This is a genomic window from Bartonella sp. CL434QHHD (assembly GCF_042195145.1).
Lineage (GTDB): Bacteria > Pseudomonadota > Alphaproteobacteria > Rhizobiales > Rhizobiaceae > Bartonella.
Genome location: NZ_JBHINT010000011.1, coordinates 46,691 through 67,729, shown reverse-complemented (window position 1 = coordinate 67,729; position 21,039 = coordinate 46,691). Strand labels below are relative to the sequence as shown.

The 21,039-nt window shown below is 37.3% G+C and carries 13 protein-coding genes; 5 read left to right on the top strand and 8 right to left on the bottom strand.

The genetic code is table 11. The annotated features are described in order from the left end of the window. Positions 1 to 232: 232 nt before the first annotated feature. From ACFILN_RS01630 to ACFILN_RS01610, 5 genes are all read left to right on the top strand, one after another. On the top strand, positions 233 to 1,264 hold the full coding sequence (locus ACFILN_RS01630; protein WP_375630849.1) for an AAA family ATPase: 1,032 nt from the start codon (positions 233 to 235) through the stop codon (positions 1,262 to 1,264). Then, entirely contained in the window at positions 1,265 to 2,176 is a 912-nt protein-coding gene (locus ACFILN_RS01625) for a DUF58 domain-containing protein (protein WP_273791245.1), read from the top strand. Continuing rightward, complete coding sequence (locus ACFILN_RS01620) at positions 2,173 to 4,971, top strand: DUF4159 domain-containing protein (protein ID WP_375670719.1); 2,799 nt, start codon at positions 2,173 to 2,175, stop codon at positions 4,969 to 4,971. Before ACFILN_RS01625 ends, ACFILN_RS01620 begins: the two co-directional genes overlap by 4 nt. Continuing rightward, complete coding sequence (locus ACFILN_RS01615) at positions 4,968 to 7,073, top strand: glutamine amidotransferase (RefSeq protein WP_375670717.1); 2,106 nt, start codon at positions 4,968 to 4,970, stop codon at positions 7,071 to 7,073. Before ACFILN_RS01620 ends, ACFILN_RS01615 begins: the two co-directional genes overlap by 4 nt. A 583-nt stretch (positions 7,074 to 7,656) precedes the next feature. Continuing rightward, positions 7,657 to 8,541 carry a metallophosphoesterase family protein gene (locus ACFILN_RS01610; protein ID WP_375670715.1) on the top strand — a complete coding sequence of 295 codons (885 nt, stop codon included), beginning with the start codon at positions 7,657 to 7,659 and terminating at the stop codon, positions 8,539 to 8,541. A gap of 1,450 nt (positions 8,542 to 9,991) precedes the next feature. Here ACFILN_RS01610 and ACFILN_RS01605 read toward each other — a convergent pair. The 8 genes from ACFILN_RS01605 to ccmE all read right to left on the bottom strand — a co-directional run bounded on the left by ACFILN_RS01605 (position 9,992) and on the right by ccmE (position 21,024). Further along, positions 9,992 to 10,816, bottom strand: a complete 825-nt coding sequence (locus tag ACFILN_RS01605) for an outer membrane protein (RefSeq protein WP_375654400.1) — start codon at positions 10,814 to 10,816, stop codon at positions 9,992 to 9,994. A gap of 441 nt (positions 10,817 to 11,257) precedes the next feature. Continuing rightward, positions 11,258 to 14,203 carry a bifunctional [glutamine synthetase] adenylyltransferase/[glutamine synthetase]-adenylyl-L-tyrosine phosphorylase gene (locus ACFILN_RS01600; RefSeq protein ID WP_375666867.1) on the bottom strand — a complete coding sequence of 982 codons (2,946 nt, stop codon included), beginning with the start codon at positions 14,201 to 14,203 and terminating at the stop codon, positions 11,258 to 11,260. Positions 14,204 to 14,280: 77 nt separating this feature from the next. Beyond that, complete coding sequence (locus tag ACFILN_RS01595) at positions 14,281 to 15,663, bottom strand: ATP-binding protein (protein ID WP_375637409.1); 1,383 nt, start codon at positions 15,661 to 15,663, stop codon at positions 14,281 to 14,283. Continuing rightward, positions 15,660 to 16,346, bottom strand: coding sequence for a response regulator transcription factor (locus ACFILN_RS01590; protein WP_273791552.1), 687 nt, complete (start codon positions 16,344 to 16,346; stop codon positions 15,660 to 15,662). The genes ACFILN_RS01595 and ACFILN_RS01590 overlap by 4 nt, the downstream gene beginning before the upstream one ends. Positions 16,347 to 16,419: 73 nt before the next feature. After that, positions 16,420 to 17,931, bottom strand: a complete 1,512-nt coding sequence (locus ACFILN_RS01585) for a Do family serine endopeptidase (protein ID WP_273791551.1) — start codon at positions 17,929 to 17,931, stop codon at positions 16,420 to 16,422. 214 nt (positions 17,932 to 18,145) lie between these two features. Next, entirely contained in the window at positions 18,146 to 18,556 is a 411-nt protein-coding gene (locus ACFILN_RS01580; RefSeq protein WP_375654403.1) for a cytochrome c-type biogenesis protein CcmH, read from the bottom strand. Between the two features lies 1 nt (position 18,557). Next, positions 18,558 to 20,537 (bottom strand): heme lyase CcmF/NrfE family subunit, encoded by a 1,980-nt coding sequence (locus ACFILN_RS01575; RefSeq protein ID WP_375670713.1) that lies wholly within the window; start codon positions 20,535 to 20,537, stop codon positions 18,558 to 18,560. A gap of 7 nt (positions 20,538 to 20,544) precedes the next feature. Continuing rightward, positions 20,545 to 21,024 (bottom strand): cytochrome c maturation protein CcmE, encoded by a 480-nt coding sequence (ccmE, locus tag ACFILN_RS01570; protein ID WP_375670711.1) that lies wholly within the window; start codon positions 21,022 to 21,024, stop codon positions 20,545 to 20,547. Positions 21,025 to 21,039 lie beyond the last annotated feature (15 nt).

Here is a 21,039-nt window from a genome sequence, read left to right as displayed (position 1 = left end):
AAAAAAGTTGTCTTCACTGCTTTAAAGAACTCTCTTCATAAAACAAAATTTTTAAGACATCCCTTATAAAGCACGTCTATTCTTCCAAAGAAACTTTTCTCTTCTATACGAATATGAAAAAAAACGGCATATGATACTTCATTTCTTCTCATTTTCTGTTACAAACAATAAGATATCCATTATCATGCAGAGAAAATTACCATTTTTGCGACAAACGCCTTAAGGAAGAAATATGAGTCAACATGATCCATCATCCAATTTTATAAAAAAGGTCAATATCAATCATGAGGCTCAAGTCATTATTGATGATATTGATACGACACACAAAGAATTGGATATTTTACAACAAGAAATTGACAAAGTTATTTTTGGGCAAAATCAGGTAATCGAATATGCTTTAATCGCTATTTTTGCTGGTGGTCACGCCCTTCTTGTCGGTGCTCCAGGACTTGCAAAAACACGTCTTGTTGAAACATTGGGAACAGTCTTAGGACTTGATGAAAAACGCATCCAATTCACTCCTGACTTAATGCCATCGGATATTATTGGTTCTGAAATTATGGATTCCGATAAAGACGGTAAACGTTCTTTTCGATACATTCAAGGTCCTATTTTTACGCAACTTCTCATGGCCGATGAAATCAATCGTGCTTCCCCACGGACACAGTCAGCCCTTTTACAAGCTATGCAAGAATATCATGTCACTGTTGCAGGTACCCGTTATGATTTGCCACAACCTTTTCATGTTCTTGCAACGCAAAACCCTCTCGAACAAGAAGGGACATACCCACTTCCTGAAGCACAACTGGATCGCTTTTTGATGCAAATCGATATTGACTATCCTGACCTCACAACAGAGCGACGGATTATTTTAGAAACAACAAAAGAAAAAAAAACAAATGCAAAACCAATTTTATCCGGCAAAAAATTGCAAAAAATTCAAAATATCGTTCGCAAAATGCCTCTTTCAGAAAATGTGATTGAAGCTATTTTAAAAATTGTCCGCTCATCTCGCCCTCATAAAGACAATAGCCTTGCTAATACTTATGTTTCTTGGGGACCTGGTCCACGGGCATCACAAGCCCTTTCACTTTGTGTTCGCGCCCGTGCTCTTTATTATGGACGCTTAGCCCCTTCACTTGATGATGTTGAAGCATTAGCCTATCCCGTATTACAACACCGCATGGCTCTTAATTTTTCTGCCCGTGCTGAAGATATAACCGTAAAAGATATTATCAATAACCTTGTGAAAGATGCTCTTTGAATGGCACTTGGCAAAAAAGTTTTACAAAAGCCTCCATTGTCGCTGGCAAATGAACTGCATAAGGATACTGGCAAAATGCCATATTTCCTTTTGCAAGCGCGTCATATCGCTAATACACTGATAACCGGATGGCACAGACAACGTAAAAGCGGTAATGGGGAAAACTTTTGGCAATTTCGTCCCTATATGGAAGGAGAATCCATTACCCGCATTGATTGGCGTCGCTCAGCGCGTGATGAAAATACGTATCTGCGCGAAAACGAATGGCAAATGACACAAACCGTTTGGCTTTGTCCTGATCAGAGCGCATCAATGCATTACTGTTCGCGCTTTTCTAAAATCTCTAAAGGTAATCATGCCATTATTCTTACCCTTACCTTGGCATCCCTTCTTGCACGCAGTGGCGAACATATTGCTATTCCCAACTTAATGTCTCCCACAATGACATCCAATGTCGTAGAACGAATAGCCTTTGCTTTAGAAAATCATTCAGATGAAAATTCATTTCCGGATTTTTCAACGATTACACGCTTTTCACATGTCGTTATAATGAGTGATTTTCTCGACTATCCTGAAAAAATCATCCAACATTTAACCGTTTTAACTACAAAACAGGTGACAGCTCATTTAATTGAAATTTCTGATCCCGCAGAAGAAAGCTTTCCCTACACAGGTCACACAGAATTTTTGGATCCTGAAACGAAAGAGAAACATGTTTCCACTAAAGCAGAAGATCTTCGTAAGAGCTATTGTAAACTATATCACGCAAGGCGACAAGAATTGGTAAATTTTTGCGCACGCCAAGGATGGTCTTATCACGTTAGTACAACGGATCAACCTTTAACAGAGACCATTTTTCATCTTGCAAATACAATGAGCGACTCTCCATTGCAAAAAAGGAGGGCACTTTGAGTTTTGCTGCTCCCTTTCTGTTACTAGGGCTTTTGTTCCTACCGGTCATTTGGTGGCTGTTACGGATAACTCCTCCATCTCCGCGCAAAGAGCTTTTTCCCCCTTTTCGCTTCTTACCCAAACCAACTCATCAACAAGAAACAGCAAAACATACACCTTGGTGGTTGCTCTTGTTGCGTTTAACCATAGCGGCACTCGTTATCATAGCTCTAGCACGCCCCACTTGGAATCAAAAACCAATCAGCTTTTCTGGGTCTCAACCCCTTGCACTCATTATTGATAATGGTTGGGCTTCTGTAAAAGAATGGAAAAAGCGCATCTCTATCACTGAAATGCTTCTTGCACAGGCAGAAAAACAGCAAAAAAATATTTATCTTGTTGCAACGGCTGAAAATGATATCTCCAATATAGAGCCCCAACCAGCCAAGATTATAAAACAGCATTTAATGCATTTGCAACCGCGTCCTTGGCCTGTCAACCGTGTGCATGCCTTCAAAAAACTCAGCGAAATAACCAAAGGAAAACCTCTTGATATTGCTTATTTGAGTGATGGATTACGAACAAATGAAGATGAGCAAGCTTTTGCTCATCTTGAAGAATTAAAACCTAGAAACTTCTTGTGGTATTTGACTGATATTTCCGATTTAACCGGCATAACATCCATAGAAAATAACAATGGAAACATGGGCGCGCGTATTATCCGCTCAACAACACACAACAACACTCCCGCTATACTCAGCCTCTACGATTCAAATAATCAACTTCTCGGTCAATTTACGAACAATTTCTCTGAAGGAGAAACAACAGCACTTGTTCCTTTTAATGTACCACTTGAACTACGCAATGATATCGCTTGGATAAAAATAAACAATCAAAACCATGCTGCTGCAACCTTCTTGGTAGACAGCCATAACAGGATAAGCCGTGTTGCTCTTCTCTCACCAGATACCAATGAAATGGCACAGCCTTTACTTGCTCCATTTTATTACATTATCAAAGCCTTACAAGGTCATACACAGCTTATAACAGCCGGTGGAAGAGAACTTTCAACGGATATTGATCATTTGCTTAAACAAAATCCATCTGTTTTGATTATGGGTGACATTGTTAACATACCCCCAAAAGCAGAAAAAAAACTTTCTGATTTTGTGAATAAAGGGGGAACACTCATCCGCTTTGCAGGAGAAAAACTCAGTGGCGCAGAACATTACGATAACCTTCTTCCGATACCACTACGCCCAGGTCAACGTTCCCTTGGAAGTATTATGTCTTGGACAAAACCACAAAAGCTTGCCCCTTTTGCAAAAAATAGCTTTTTCTTTGATCTTCCTTTTCCAAAAGATGTTACTGTCTCGCGCCAAATCCTCGCAGAACCAACCCCAGATCTTTTTGAAAAAACGTGGCTTAGCCTTTCGGACGGAACTCCTCTTATTACCGCAGCAAAACGTGGTAAAGGAACCCTCATTCTCATTCATGTTGCTCCTGACCCAACATGGTCTAATCTTCCTCTTTCTGGCTTTTTTGCACAAATGCTGCAAAAATTAATCACATTAGGTTCTAACGAAAATACAAACCTAACACACAGAGAAAAAAGAACCGTGGTACAAAGCCCTTGGCGAACTATAGCCGTTGACGGACAATTACAAGTACCACCCTCTGATGTTGTTCCTTTGATCTTTGACTCTCAAAATCCACCCCATCCTTCCTACCATACTCCCCCAGGACTTTATGGTGTCAAAAACAATTTTTATGCACTCAATCTCTTAACTCATTCGTCGCACTTGATGAAACAATCATCATTGCCAACTTCTCTTAATAAAAGCCCTTTATCTTACGATACAAAAGAAAAAAATCTTATTGGTCCACTTTTAGGATTAGCCATCTTATTATTCGCCTTTGACAATTTTCTCATTTTATGGATGGGAGATATTTTTTCTTTCATGAAACGGCGTAATATGTTTCTCCTCCCCTTTATAAGTCTTATTGCCTTGTTTTCATATGATCCAACTCTTCATGCACAAACGAAAGAAAACCATCATGATAGTGTACAAGCTGCCGGCGCAACACATCTTGCCTATGTTATAACCAATAATCATGAAATTGATACAACGAGTAAAAGTGGTCTAGAAGCGTTAAGTCAATTTATCGCAGAGCGCACAATGCTTACCCTCGGCTCTGTTACAGCACTTGATCTCGATAAAGATGAACTCTCTTTTTATCCTCTTATTTACTGGCCAATTGATGTTAAAAGTCCTATACCAACCCCCAAAAGCCTTGAAAAAATAAATAACTTTATGAAACATGGGGGAACAATTTTATTTGACACGCGCGATCAGATAAAGAGCAATCTTAATCTTGAAGGAGATGCCACTCCAGAAACGCAAAGATTACGAGATATCTTAAAAGAGTTAAATATTCCATCCATTGAGCCAGCATCAACAGATCATGTTGTTGCACGTTCTTTTTATATTATGCCAGATTTTCCAGGTCTCTACCGTGGTTCACCTTTATGGATTGAATCCTCCTCAACAAACAAAAAAAATAAAAATTCTCTTGCCAGCGGCGATAATGTAAGTTCTCTTCTCATTACTGCCAATAACTTTGCCGGTGCTTGGGCACTCGATGAAAAAGGGACATGGAAATATCCCCTTGTTCCCAATGATCCCATGCAACGTCTATGGGCATTTCGTGCAGGTTTAAATATTGTCCTTTATGTTCTTACAGGAAACTATAAAGCGGATCAAGTTCATGTTCCAGCACTCTTGGAACGCTTTAAAAGAGAAAGAAGGCAATGATATCATTTTTCACTTTTCAGCCTTTTTTACCACTCATTTGGATTCTGTTCTTAAATGGAATATCGATTCTTTTTGTCGTTGTTGGTCTTGTTACGCAACGGCAAGGTTCTTTATTTCGTCTGATGGCATTAAGCGCCCTCATCCTTGCTTTGCTCAATCCAATGATCATAAAAGAACAGCGCGAACCACTGAAAAGCACAGTGGGAATTGTTATTGACCGCAGCAAAAGCCAAACATTTGGAACACGTACAAACGACAGTGATGAAGCGCGCGCGCAATTAACTCAAGCATTGGCGCATTATCCACAATTTGAACCACGCTTTATTGAAGCTGGAAAACTTGCTGATAATCAGTATGCGCCCTCAACGAATTTGTTTGAGGCTTTAACACAAGCAGTATCTGATGTACCGCTCTCTCGTTATGCAGGAACCATTTTTATCACCGATGGACAAGTGCATGACATTCCTGACCTATCAGACCTTCATCATGAAGCCCCTCTCAATGCTCTGATTACAGGGCACTCAGATGAATTTGATCGCCAAATTAAGTTTATCTCTCCTCCACGATTTGCCCTTGTCAACAAACCACAAACGCTCTCCATTTTGGTAGAAGATAAAGGCCCCACCAAAAAAACAATACCACAGAAAGCAAATATTACACTAAGCATCAATGGACAAGACATTGGCCATTATTCTGTGACTCCTGGCGTGATTTTTCAAACTGAAATTACCCTTCCTCATGCTGAAAAAAATATTATCCAAGTTATAACCGATCCACACAAAGGTGAACTAAGCTTTGAAAACAACCGCGCCATAACAATTATTGAAGGAATCAGAGAAAATTTACGCGTTCTTCTTATTTCAGGTGCTCCTTATAATGGAGAACGGACATGGCGAGACCTTTTGAAAGGTGACTCCAATATTGATCTTGTTCACTTTACTATTTTGCGTCCTCCCACCAAAGCAGATAATACGCCCTCAAGCCAATTATCCTTAGTGGTCTTTCCCACAAGAAAACTCTTTGTTGAAGAAATTAATAACTTTGATCTCATCATCCTTGATGGCTACCAGCACTCTACTGTTCTCCCCTTAATCTATTACGATTATATCGCCCAATATGTACAAAAGGGGGGTGCATTGTTGATGGTAACAGGACCTGAATTTGCCCAAAAAAACTCACTTGCGAAAACACCTTTAATAAGCATTTTACCGGCATTACCTAATGGAACTATTATTGAAAAACCTTTTCGCCCCACATTAACCAAAGAAGGTGAGCGCCATCCTGTCACAAGAGGTCTTGCAACACTTAACCTTCCAGCTTCCCAATGGGGGCAATGGTTGAGACAAATTGCTATTCAAAACATAAATAACGGAATCGCCCTCATGAAAGGAGCCGATGAGCAACCACTTTTACTTCTCTCTCATGTTGATAAAGGACGTGTAGGCATGTTGCTTTCTGATGAAAGTTGGCTTTGGGCTCGAGGTTTCGAAGGCGGCGGTCCTTATGCTGCTCTTTATCGACGAATTGCTCATTGGCTCATGAAAGAACCAGAACTTGAAGAAGAAAAATTAAGTGCGACCAGCAGCCATCATCATTTAACAATTCGCCGCCAAACTCTAAAAGACCATCCAGAACCCGCTGAAATAATCTTTCCCTCTGGAAAAAAAGAAAATATTACTCTGACCAAAGATCAAGAAGGCCTTTTTACTGCAACTGTGACCACTGATGAGACAGGAATTTTTACCATTAAAAATGGCGATTTAACAATACTTTCTTCTGTAGGGATGCTCGATAATCTTGAGTTGTTTGACTTGACTTCAACACAAGAAAAACTAGCCCCCATTATTAAGCACACAGGCGGCTACATCGGACGTTTACACCCTGAGGGAAAAGAAAACATTCATCTTCCTCCATTCAAGCTGATTCAATCAAAAACAAGTCCGTCCTCTTCCCCAGCACATTCAATTGTTCTGAAAGAAGCAACAGAAACCCGTTTAATCAATACCTTTTATTTTTCGATATTTTCTGGTTTTTTTGCATTGCTTGCTTGCCTTTTACTGTTGAGCAGCATGTGGTATTATGAAGGACGTGAAAAGGTTTGAGATTTCGTATAATAGTTTTAAAATTCAGCTTATCTTTTTACGTATTTACTTGTCTTTTATAATTAGATAACGTATTGATTTATAACTAAAAATACAGTATAATTCTCCTTATTTCAAATATCCTCATATTAAAAAAATAAAAAACATTCTCTTGCGTATTATTAGAAGAGATGCTGTATGGATAGAAACCATCGAAGAAAAGAATGAAATACCTCTTATGAATCCTCTTAAAGCAAGGATTTTCACAAAATTGGGGGAAAATAGTATGATGGTTTTTATTTGCACCTTGTATAAGCGTAGAGATGGTAGTGTACAGTAAGCCCTATATACTTCACAGAAGCTTTCTATTATAGCATCGAATACCGGTCGTGAAATTAGCTCAAACGCATTGAGAAATGTTTTTTTTACAAATATGTGAATGTACAACACAATGATATTCTATTGGGGATATTCTATTTGGAACATTCCGCTTGAGGCGTTCTTTTTTGCAAGCTAATTTTTATTTTACAATCTTTCTTGCCTTTAAGCACTAACTTATCTTATGTTTATTCTTTAAATCGTTTTTAATACTCTACGAGCTTTTATGTTTTATCTTGCCCATATATCGGATGTACATCTTTCACCTCTCCCGCAACCTTCCCTCTTCGAACTTTCTGGGAAACGTCTTACCGGTTATCTGAATTGGCAAAAAAAACGTAAGAATCAGATGGCAACAGACGTCCTAGAAACTTTAATAGATGCCTTGAACAAAACAAAACCTGATCACCTTGTGATCTCTGGTGATCTTGTAAATCTTGCTCTCGATAAGGAATTTGAACAAGCACGTCGTTGGCTACTTAACTTAGGACAACCTCAAGATATTTCTTTGACATTTGGAAATCACGATGCCTATGTCCGCGGCGCTTTCCAAAAAGCATGCACTCTCTTTAAACCTTGGATTACAGGTGACATCCCTCAAAAAAGCGTCTTTCCTTATATGCGCATTCGCAAAGATGTTGCCATCATAGCAGCTTCTTCAGCCATTGCGACACTGCCTTTTCAAGCTTCTGGTTATTTTGGTAAAATGCAAGCGCAAACTTTACCGCTCTTTTTAAAAGAAGCAGCACAGCGCAACCTTTTTCGTGTCGTCATGATTCACCATCCCCCTTTTCCCAATGCAACGTCTTGGCATAAAAAACTACGGGATATAAAACGTTTTCTAAACGTTATCAAATATCACGGTTGTGAACTTATTCTTCACGGACATACTCATTTACCCACATTGAATTACATTGAAGGACCAATTAAAAAAATTCCTATTGTTGGTGTTCCTTCCGCATCACAAGCTTTTGGTGATAAAAAACCACCCGCAGGCTTTAATTTATTTTCCATTGAACGCTTACAAAATCAATGGCATTGCCAATTACAACGTTATAGCATTATCAACCCCAAAAACGAGATTGCATGTACTGAAACAATTAATCTTTAAACACCTTCATAGTTGCCAAAACAACCAAAAACGAAAATATTTTTATTTCATATCCCTTTGGAAATCATAATTCTTATTTCCCTTTTTCTCCTTAAAAGACAAAGTTTCACCTTCTCTGTTAATAGATCAATTTTTCTCAGAGGATTCCATCTGCTGCCCCACTTATGTAACGAGCTTTTTACAAGCTTATTGGTTTTCTTCCTTCCCGCCCTAAAGGACGAAAATTCTACCCCATCTGATTTATAAATAATCCGGATTCTTGTCGCACGGGTTCCAGTTGCTAATTGCGCATGTGATTTACTTCACAAAGCTCTACACATAAACCCTGCTTTAAATTTCATCATACACTCCTCCAAAAGCATCTAATGCGTAAAATCCTTATAATATTACAATGATGATATTTTATAGAATAATAGAGAAGCTCATTCAGCTTCTATACCTGAAAATAGATGACTAAAAAAGCCAAATAATAACTAAAGTATATAATTTAAATAACCCAACCTACTTGTGATTTATAAACAAATAATGTTGATTGATTTATCGTAAATAGATTTGAAATAATCCCTTACTATTTCACTCGATATTTATTATCGTACATTTAAAAAAAATATAAAAAATAATAGATTATATTTCGATAACAGATATAGGTAATAATGTTTTTTATGTCTCGATAAATTCCTAATTTGCTATCTATTTTTTCCTATAAATAAATTTATAATACTCTTTATAATTATTTTATTATTATAAATTATTATTTATAATATCACATAAAATATCTAATAATAAAAATTATAATATGAATTTTTATTATTATTGAGTTATATTGCGGATGTAGTTTTATGTGCTTTAGAATTTTTTTGCGATCTTTTTGTTATTAAATAAAATATTTTACGATAACGCAAAACAGAAAAGTCGATTGTATCAGAGGTCTTTCAAATAAAACAAAACACCATTAAGTTGCCAATTTATGTGTTGGTTTAAAAAAGCATCTTTTACAGCACCCAAACTCATTTCCCGACGGCACCTATGAATGATGTAATGATAAGTCCATTTAGCATCACCATCTTTACGTTTATGGAAAAGCAAGCTAGTATCAAATCTCAGACTTTGCCAATCCCCAATGTAGCGACAGCTTTTGGCACTTAAGATGATTCATAAGAGGCATTTTTATTCTTTCTTTAATGTTGTTTATCTCACTGCTCTCCCTCCTTTTGACGTACAAAAGACGCGGTTTTGATTGGTCAACATGGTATAGGTTTAAAATGAGAAAATCTTATGATCCTTGGATCTCTCACTCAACATGACAAAAAGTAAATTATATTTATAAATCAACGTATTGTTCGAATAAAATAGTAGCTCTTTTGAGTGAAGAATATTTTCCAGCGCATATCTGAAAAATAAAAGCCTCATTCGAAAATGAGACTTTTGAATTGTTTAATTCTGCAAAAAATTAAAATTTATAAGCTACACCCACGCGGAAATCATTTGTTTTGTAGCCCATTTCAAATTTATCCTGTATGAACTTTTTTTTGCCAAAATCTGAATAACGATATTCTGCACGCACAATAACATTATCAGTCATTGCAAAATCAATACCACCTCCAAAGGTGTAACCAATCATGGTCTTTTTTTCATCATGCAACCAATCAGAAAAATCAACTTCTCCATTTTTGCTATCAGTAACTAACCCAAAAATATTCTGAAGCTGCGTATAAGCAACCCCTCCGGAAATATAAGGCATCATACGCTCAATCGCAAAACCAACTCTCACCCGTGTAGCACCAGCCCATTTTTGTTTTAAGGTATGACGTACAGCTTTAATACGCCTTGTTGAATCATTCTCATGCAAATCTCTTGTTAGACTTTTTTCTTCTGTAGGTTGTGGTTTTTCTTCAGTTGGACTTTTTTCCGGTAGATCGACATCTTTAGAATCCTTTTTACCAGACCACATAATATCCGTATCAATACCTATAATAAAACTATTATCGATATCAATATTGGAACCTGCATAAACTCCCCCTATAAAACCAGAAAGTTTAGGTAAATTCTCCTTTCCAATTGGATTCCATATCCTTGTCTCATCTTTTAAATAACTTGCAGTTGTTTTACCTGAAAAGTTACCAATCTGTCCTCCAAGATAAAATCCTGTCCAAGAAAAAGCAGGCGCTGCAATGACAGGAACAGGCTGTTCAGGAATAGCGATATCCGACGCCTGTACTACAGAAATTGAAATTAAAGAAAATATAGATGTTGAGGCTAAATACTTTGTAATCATAATTGCTCCCCTAAAAGCTAATGTGATACATAAATAATAATAAATCGTTTCACACTTTTTTCAAAAAATCTATAGCAAAAATGACACAGTTGAAAAATTAAAATCTTATTTATAATTTCCTAAAACTATTAATCTATAGTAGCTTTTATAGCTTCATATTGATCATTATTATCCAGAATTATATAAATAATTATAATATCAATTTTTTGAAAAGAATGAGATAAGGCTCATAAAGCATATCATTCACTAAACTAGTCACTCATCGCTTTTTGTATAAAGAATAATACCTAGAATAGCACATTTAACAGAGAAATTTTTTCATCACACTTGAAAAACCACTAGAGAACTTCACTCTAACCCTCTCAAGCGTGTAATGAAATAAAAGACAAAAATTAATATAAAAATGGAATTAATAATTTTTATTATTCTTATAGAATTATTTTAATGTTTCATGATTTTTGTAAAAACTGAACAGACCAATTGCCCAGTTTCTGCAATTAATTTTTCAACACGAAGCAAATCAGGTTCCCCAACACTATTTAACAAAAGGTCACTTAATCCAGGTGGCATGTCATTGGGATCAAGAGAATCATTTAAGCAAAGCCGTATAATTTGACTCAAATTTGTATAAAGACGATAGGCATAATGTAAATCAGCAATACATGACTGATTAAGAAAACTGTTTGGTAAGTGATCTAAAATATCCGCTGTCGTCGCTCCAATTTGAAACTCAATGACATGCGTAATAAGAGAAAATTGAGCAATAAACTCCAAATCCATAATGCCACCAGACATCGTTTTTAAATCCCATTGATTTTTTGGCGGCTTTTCTTTTGCAATCAAGGAACGCATTTCACACACTTCTTTTGCAACTTCCTTCTTATCACGAGAAATAGCAATAATTGCACACACTTCATTTTCTAGCTTTTGTAAAAAATCAGGATCTCCTGCAATGCCTCGAGCCCTTGTTAAAGCAAGATATTCCCATATCCATGCTTCTTGGCGATAATACTTTTTAAAAAATGGAAAAGAAACAGCAATAGGTCCTTTATTGCCTAACGGCCGTAACCTTAAATCAACGACATAAAGAACACCTTGGCTTGTAAGAGTGGATAAAGCAGAAACGAGGCGCTGTGCTAAACGCGTATAATATTGAGAAATATAAAGAGGCTTTTCTCCATCAGATATTTCTGCATCATCATCATGTTCATAAAGCAAAACGAGGTCAACATCGGAATCTGCTGTTAATTCACGACTTCCAAGTTTCCCCATACCCAATATGCCAACACGCCCCCCTTTAATACGACCATGAAGACGAGAAAATTCCTCTTGAACGGTAGCAAATGTTTTTGTAATCATAAGATCAGCAAGTGCAGTAAAAGCAAAACCCGCTCTTTCTCCTGTAATTGCACCATTCAAAATTCGAATACCAATCAAAAAACGTTGTTCATCTGCAAAAATCCTTAAATGGTCAAGAATCTCCTCATAAGAAAGAACATTTTCAAGAAAATATTCAAGCCGTTTTTCTAAATACGTTTTTGTTGGTAATTCTGAAAGAATATTTGGGTCTAACATTCCATCAAAAACGTGGGATCTGCGTGTAATAATTTCTGCAAGACGTGGAGCAGCACCCATAATAAGGACAAGCATATCCAAAAGAGAGGGATTAGACTGCAAAAGACTAAAAAGCTGAATTCCTGAAGGTAAGCCCTGTAAAAAACCATCAAAACGCAACATCGCCTCATCAGCTCGTTTTGTCCCACCAAAAGCTTTCAAAAGAGCTGGTGTTAATTCCGTTAATCTCTCGCGTGCTTCGGCTGATTGCGTTGCTTTATAACGACCAAAATGGAGCGTGCGCATAATACGACAAATATCACTTGCTCTTTCGAAGCCTAAACGGCTTAACGTTATTAATGTCTCCGGATCATCTTCTTCACCGGTAAAAACTAAATTACCAATTTCTAAACCAAGTTCTTGCTCATTCTCAAACAGTGCTGCATAATGTTTTTCAACAACCTGAAGTGTTTTTAATAAATCACGGATAAAACTGCTACTGTCTTGATAACCCATTAAATAGGCAACACTTGTGAATTGAGCAGTATCATTTGGAAGAAGATGTGTTTGTTCATCGAAAAGCATTTGAATACGATGTTCCACATTTCGAAGAAAAGCATAACTTTTTATAAGGCTATTTCTCGTTTTCTCACTGATCCAACCAAGCGTGTGAAGTTCTGCTAACATTGCAACTGTCTGACGTCCACGTAATTGAGGAAAACGTCCACCAGCAATGAGCTGCTGTGTCTGAACAAAAAACTCAATCTCACGAATACCACCACGACCTAACTTTATATTATGCCCATAAGCTGCAATTTGACCGTAATTTTTATGCGCATGAATTTGACGTTTGATCGAATGAATATCAGCAATAGCAGCGTAATCTAAATATTTCCGCCATACATAGGGAAAAAGCTCTTTGAGAAAGTTAAAACCTGCCCTCTTATCACCAGCAACTGGACGTGCTTTAATCATGGCTGCTCGTTCCCAATTTTGCCCACGCCCTTCGTAATAACGCAATGCAGTCCTTACTGGTAAGGCCAAAGGGGTTGATCCTGGATCTGGACGAAGACGAAAATCAAGACGAAAAACATATCCTTCCGCAGTGCGTTCTTGAATGATACGGATTAATCGGCGTACCATTTTAGAAAATACGTCAACACTTTCAGAAAGATTACCAATATGAGGTGATGTTTCATCAATGAAAACAATAAGATCAATATCAGAAGAATAATTAAGTTCCCCTGCTCCTAACTTTCCCATCCCTAAAATAATTAAACCACAGTCTTTTTCTGGATTCTCACGGCTTAATAAATTGATCTTACCATGATCATGCGCTTCTCTTAATAGAAAACGTAGTGCTACACTTAATGCTGCTTCGCCCAAACGTGTCAACCAAGCACATGAAACTTCGTAAGTAAAAACACCTCCCAAATCAGCTAAAGCAATGAGAACATGCGCTTCTCGTTTTTTGCGCCTTAAAGCAGCCATCAATGAAGTTTCATTTATAGTTTCATCCTTATCGATAGCCGTAATATCATCTATAATTTCGCTCAGCCTTGTTTCTATATCAACATTTAATAAAGCACTAAGATATGATGGATTGGCAATTAAAACCTCACGCAAAAAAGGAGATAAGGTCATAACCGAACTGATAAAATCAATCTGCGTTCCACTCTCTGAAATGATGGAAATAAGCGATTCTAAACCTTCTTTCCTTGCTTGTTCTTCCATGTCTTTTAACCATTGGGAACTACTTTTATCGAGAGGGCATAAAGGGAGAAGCTGTGTTTTTAAAAAAGCTTGTTTCGTCTGCGCTCCCTTGAAAAGCATTTTGCTTTCCTTTCTATTGCTTTATACTTTTAAAATAGTTGTTACGTATGAAAAGAGAAAAGTGAAGAAAAATATCTTTAAGGAAATAACAAAATAGCCCTAAGCCCTGGATTTGCATTTTCAAGTAACAATTCACCCCCGTGAAGCTTCATAACTGCTTTTGCTATACTTAAACCAATCCCAAACCCAGGTTGTGTGCGGCTTTCTTCAAGACGAACAAATCGTTCTGTCACTTTTTCACGTTTATCCTCTGCTATTCCTGGTCCATTATCGCTCACAACAACTAATAAATGTTCATCACGATATTCCATTGATAAGCAAACCTCCGCTTTCCTTTCACCTTTAGAGGCATATTTAATGGCATTATCTATAAGATTAAAAATTGATTGTGCAACAAGCTCACGATTCAACTTAAGCTCTTTATCAAATATATTCCCCAACCGAAGTAAAACACCTGACTCTTCAGCAAAAGGTTCGTAAATCTCAACAGCATCCTCAAGGATCAGTTTCATATTCATCATTTCAAGATGCTCAATTGCACTGCTGGCCTCAATACGTGAAATCATTAAAATTGCATTGAACGTACAAATAAGTTGATCTGATTCTGCAATAACCCTATCAAGGACCTGACGATATTCAAGCTTTGTCTTATTTCCTGAAAGCGCTTCTTCAGCACGATTTCTAAGACGCGTTAACGGCGTTTTCAGGTCATGAGCAATATTATCTGATACTTGACGTAAACCAATATTTAACTCTTCAATGCGGTCTAACATAACATTAAGATTGGTTGACAATCGATCAAACTCATCCCCTACTCCAGAGACAGGTAAACGCCCACTGAAGTCACCATCCATCAAGCGCTGTGATGCAGCCGTTACATGATCAATCCTTTGTAAAGCTCTCCTGCCAACAAAAAACCATATGAGTAAAGCGCCTCCAACCATTGCAGCAAGTGCAATGATCACAGCTTTGCGAATAACAACAGCAAAACGTTCTGGCTCATCCAAATCACGTCCTATAAGAATCTTCATAGCATTAGGTAAATCAACAATAACCGCCAAAGCGCGATGTTCACTTGTTTTGCCATGTTCTCCAAAACGGGAATATAAAAAAGAGGTAGAAATAAAACCACTCTGATTCAAAAGACCTAATTCAATACGTGCTACATTTCCTGCTAAAATACGCCCCATAGAATCCGTGACAAGATAAAGAAATGCTCCTGGTTGTCTTGAACGATAATCAATAGTGCGCATTAATAAGGATAATCCCCCATAATTATAAGCATTTTCAATATACTTTAATTCTTCATGTAAAGCCTGTTCAGTTTGCTCTGTTAACAATGAAGCAGAAAATGCCGTCATATAAATAGAAAGTCCTGTTGCCACCAATCCAAACAATAAAATGTAAAGTGCTGAAAGCCTTAGCGCCGTCGTGCGCATTATATTAATCAAACGATTCATGCTTTGTTATCTGGTACTTTTAGCATATATCCAGCTCCACGCACTGTATGGAGAAGGGGAACATCAAAATCTTTTTCAATTTTGGCTCTCAAACGGGAGATATGGACATCAATGACATTCGTTTGTGGATCAAAATGGTAATTCCAAACATTTTCCAAAAGCATAGTGCGTGTAACAACCTGCCCGGCATAACGCATCAAATATTCAAGTAAACGAAACTCTCGTGGTTGCAATAGAATGTTTCTATCACCTCGTTTTACCGTATGTGCTAGCCGATCAAGCTCAAGATTACCTACACAGTAAACAGTTTCTGCTTCTTTAGGATTTTTCCGCCGTTGTAAAACTTCAACACGCGCAAGAAGTTCAGAAAAAGCATAAGGCTTTGTCAAATAATCATCTCCCCCTGCACGCAGCCCCGTTACACGATCATTAACTTGCCCTAAAGCAGACAGGATAAGAACCGGTGTTTCATTGCCTTTAGCGCGCAATTCAGCAATAATAGAAAGACCATCACGATGTAAAAGCATTCGGTCAACAACCATAACGTCATAATTTTCCGTGGTTGCTAAAGCATATCCCGTATCCCCATCATAAGCAACATCAACGGAATGCCCTACTTCCAAAAAAGCTTTTTCGAGATAATGCCCCGTCTCATGATCATCTTCAATAACGAGTATCTTCATAAAACGTATCTCCATTATTTTATTATGTTGTAGGACAAATATTTAATAAACATTTGTCCTACAAACTAAAGCCTTACTTTTTGAAAATTGGAAGAGCAACAAAACGATTTTGATCATTTGTCCGCACTTGTAAGAGTATAGCCTTTCGTCCTAACTGCTGAGCATTTTTGATTGTGTTAATAATATCAGAGACTCGTTTAACCGGTTTATTATTTACTGTCACAATGACATCACCAGGGCGTATCCCTTTATCTGCAGCATCTGAATCGGTATCGACATCCGTTACGACAACCCCTACACCATCATCAGAAGGCATAACAATCAGACCATAATCTTCCAATGTTTCATCTAAATCACTCTGTCCATTTGAATATTTTGAAGTCTCTTTCTTACTTTCATCTTCAGACATTGAAGCGAGTTTAACCTTGATGCTCTCCTCCTTACCTGATCTCCAAATCCCTATGGTTACCATTTCTCCTGGTTTAATATTTGCAATACGTTTCGCCAGCTCACGCGCATCAGCAATTTTTTCATTATTCACTGAAATAATTACATCACCCGCTTTAATACCAGCCTTTTCTGCCGGTCCTTTTAACGGATCAGTAACTAAAGCACCTTTGGCTTCTTTCAAACCTATTGAATCGGAAATCTCCTTTGTTACCGGCTGAATCTGAACACCTAACCAACCACGTTGAACTGAACCTTTTTCAATAAGTTGTTGTACAACCTGTTTTACAGTCGCAGCCGGAATAGCAAAAGCAATCCCAACATTTCCTCCAGAAGGAGAAAAAATTGCTGTATTAACCCCAACAACCTTTCCATTAAGATCAAACGTTGGACCACCAGAGTTTCCTCTATTAACAGCAGCATCAATCTGAATAAAATCATCGTACACACCAGTGCCAATATCACGTCCACGTGCAGAAACAATACCTGCTGTCACAGTTCCACCAAGACCAAATGGATTCCCAATGGCAACAACCCAATCCCCAACACGAAGCTTTGAATCATCACCAAAATCAACATAGGAAAATTTTCTTTTATCATTCACTTTTAGTACGGCAAGATCGGTTTTGGGGTCTTTCCCAATGAGCTTTGCATTCAATTCTGTACCATCATCAAGAACAACAGTATAACTTGTTCCATCAGAAATCACATGATCATTGGTCACAATGTAACCATCAGATGAAATAAAAAAACCCGATCCAAAAGCAACAGGACGGAGTCTCTGCGATTGGTGCGGAAATTTATTTTTAGGTTTATCAAAATCATAAAACTCTTTAAAAAATCTTTTTAAAGGATGCTGATCTGGTAATTGATCAAGTCCTGGACCACTAAAAAAGTTGCTAAAGAACCTATCTTCTTTCTTTTTATTGCTCTTTACTTGTACTGCTACAACGGCTGGTTTCACTTGAGCAACAATATCGGCAAATCCCTGTTGTTGCATTAACGAAGTAAATACAGAACTTGCATGAGCCTTTGTCATCCACAAGCTTGATGTACATCCACTAAAAAACAGTGCACTTTCCAATATCGCAGAAAAACTCACTGCGACAAATGTTTTAAAGAAAGCCTTTTTAACCATTTACTCTATGCTCCTATTCAATCATACCTTTATTCCAATTCCGACCACTTATAAAATACCAGACCTTACCGTTTTCTGTCTAAATTATTAAAGTTTTGTAAGGTTTCAGTATTCCCTAATATAATTACAATAAGATTGTATGCTCATTGCAAATGATCTGATTTCTTTTATGTAACATCTTTTTTAATGCAATGACATTTTTGACTGTTCTTTTTCATTCACATAACGCATGATTATTCCGTTTGAAGTGGAAAAATATGATACTTATGCCAATGATAATAATGATCAAAGGCGAGAACCATAAAAACCAAGTTATTTTATTCAATGGTGGCTTCAAGAGAATAAATTCACCATATCGCTCAACAAGAAAGTCAGTGACTTGCTGATTACTATAGCCCATTTTTAGCCTTTCCCGAATTAAAAGCCGTAAATCACGTGCTAAAGCAGCATCTGAATCATCAATTGATTGATTTTGACAAACCGGACAACGTAAATGCGATGAAATATGGCGTGCTCGCGCTTCAAGAATCTTATCCTTTAAAATCTCATCCGGCTCTACTGCTATTGCTAATTGAAAAGGAAACGTTGCAATTAAAAAAAATACAATCCAAAGAATTTTTTTCATCTCAATGTCTTTTCCAAAAATTTAAAGCAAGCACTACCCTATTGTACATGCCAATGCGAAACCAATACCCCAGAAGAGAAAGACATCCCCCCATAGCCATCATGAATGCCCCTAACCAAATACATATTACATAAGGCTTCCACCATACGTGCACAACAAGACCCCGATTATCGATATGTCCCGGTACAATATATAGCTGCGATAAGCCATGATTTTTCAGACCAACTTCTGTTGTTGATGTATTTTGACTTGAGTAAAATCGCTTTGAGGCTGTTACATGACCCACAATGTTTTTATTTTCATATATTTTAAAATAAAACTCCATTGTCGAATAATTCGAACCAACACCATCATACACTGCATCAAAATGAAGCGTTTTATCCGCTATCGTCACCCTATCCCCTATGTTCATGATTAAAATACGTTCTTGCCCAAAACTTGCCACACAAACAATACCAAATAGTGTAACGCCTAATCCCATATGTGCTATTGCTGCACCAAAAGTAGACCATGGCAATCCAAGAAATCGCTTAACGCGTACTGAAAAAGCTCTCTTGCCATATCCACTCTTTCCCCATAGATCCGCTAAACTGCCTAAAAAAACAAACGCTGAAAGCCCAATCCCTAAAACTGCAAAAATATCACGCACAGATGCCGCATAGAATATTATAAAACAGACGATACCAACGAATACAAAAACAAACCATAACCGTTCAAAAACTGCAAGAAAATCACCGCGTTTCCATGCCATCATTGTCCCAAACGGAACAAACAACAATAGCAAAACCATTAGCGGTCCACAGGTAAGGTTAAAAAAAGCAGCCCCTACAGAAATTTTTTGCCCAGTTAATATCTCAATAAAATAAGGATAAAGCGTACCAATCAATACTGTTGCTGTTATTGTTGTAAGTAACAAATTATTTAAAATAATAAACCCTTCACGTGAAATTGGTTGAAAAAATCTTTCTGTTTTTAAAATAGGGGTGCGCAAAGCAAAAAGAAAAAAAGCCGCTCCTGTAAAAAAAAAGAAAAGCGCAAGCATTGCCTGCCCCCGTGCTGGATCAACAGCAAAACTATGAACAGAAATTAAAAGCCCAGAACGCACAAGAAAAGTTCCCATCAGAGAAAGGGAAAAAGTAAGCAGCGCTAAAAACAAAGTCCAACTTTTCAATATTTCTCGTTTTTCGAGAACAAGAGCAGAATGTAAAAGAGCCGTTCCTGAAAGCCAAGGCATAAACGAAACATTTTCAACAGGATCCCAAAACCAATAGCCGCCCCATCCTAGCTCATAATAAGCCCAATAGGAGCCAACCATAATACCCAATGTCAAAAAACACCAAGAAAGTAAAAGCCACGGACGAATTCCACGCGCCCAAATTCTATCAACATGTCCCATAATCAATGCCGCAACGGCAAAAGAAAAACAAAGTGAAAAACCAACATAACCTAAATAAAGCAGCGGTGGATGAATTGCTAATGCGATATCTTGTAAAAGAGGATTGAGACCATTTCCCTGCAATGCTGGTGGATTCACGCGTAAAAATGGATTGGATACAAAAAGAATAAATAAAAGAAAAGCAGTTGTAATCCAACTTTGGCAAATTAAAACAAGCGTCTTAAAATCTTCTGGCAAATGTTGGCTAAAAAAAGCCATCAATGCGCTAAAAAAAGCAAGACTTAAAACCCATAACAACATAGAGCCTTCGTGATTTCCCCAAACACCTGTAATTTTATAGAGCATCGGTTTTTCTGAATGAGAATTCTCAACAACGTTCAAAACAGAAAAATCAGATACGACATAAGCATAAATTATCACTAAAAAAGATAAAAGTAGTAATGTAAAAGTGATATATGTTAGAGGAACAGCTGTTTGCATTAACAAACGCTCTCTCCACCAAAAACCTAAAGCAGGTAAAAACGCCCCTAATAAGCTTACTGAAAATGCTGCAGCTAAAAAAATATGACCCAGTTCGACAAGCACAATCGAATTATTTCTCCATAATGTAATGTTTTTTCAAACGATCAGCTGTTTCTTTAGGCATATAAGTTTCATCATGTTTTGCTAAAATACGCATCCCTATAAAAACGCCCTGTTTATCGAAATGCCCTTCTACAATCACCCCCTGACCTTCACGAAAAAGATCCGGTAAGGCACCATTGAAAACCACTTTTTCATGTTTTTTGTTATCCGTTACAAAAAAAATAACTCCTCTCTCTCCAACATATTGAACGGTTCCCTTTTCAACAAAGCCACCCAAACGCAAAGGGCGCTCCGTTAAAATATCTTCTCTTGTAATTTCAGAGGGCATTCTAAAAAAACTGACCGCATGACGCATTGCATACACTATGAGACTTGCTGCAATTGTCATAACCAAACAACATAATAATATGATCAGTAAGCGCCTTTTTTTTCGCTGCTCTAAAATAACCTTCCATGAGGCAGAACTCTTTAAAGATTGACTGTTCATAGACACTCTGCGAAA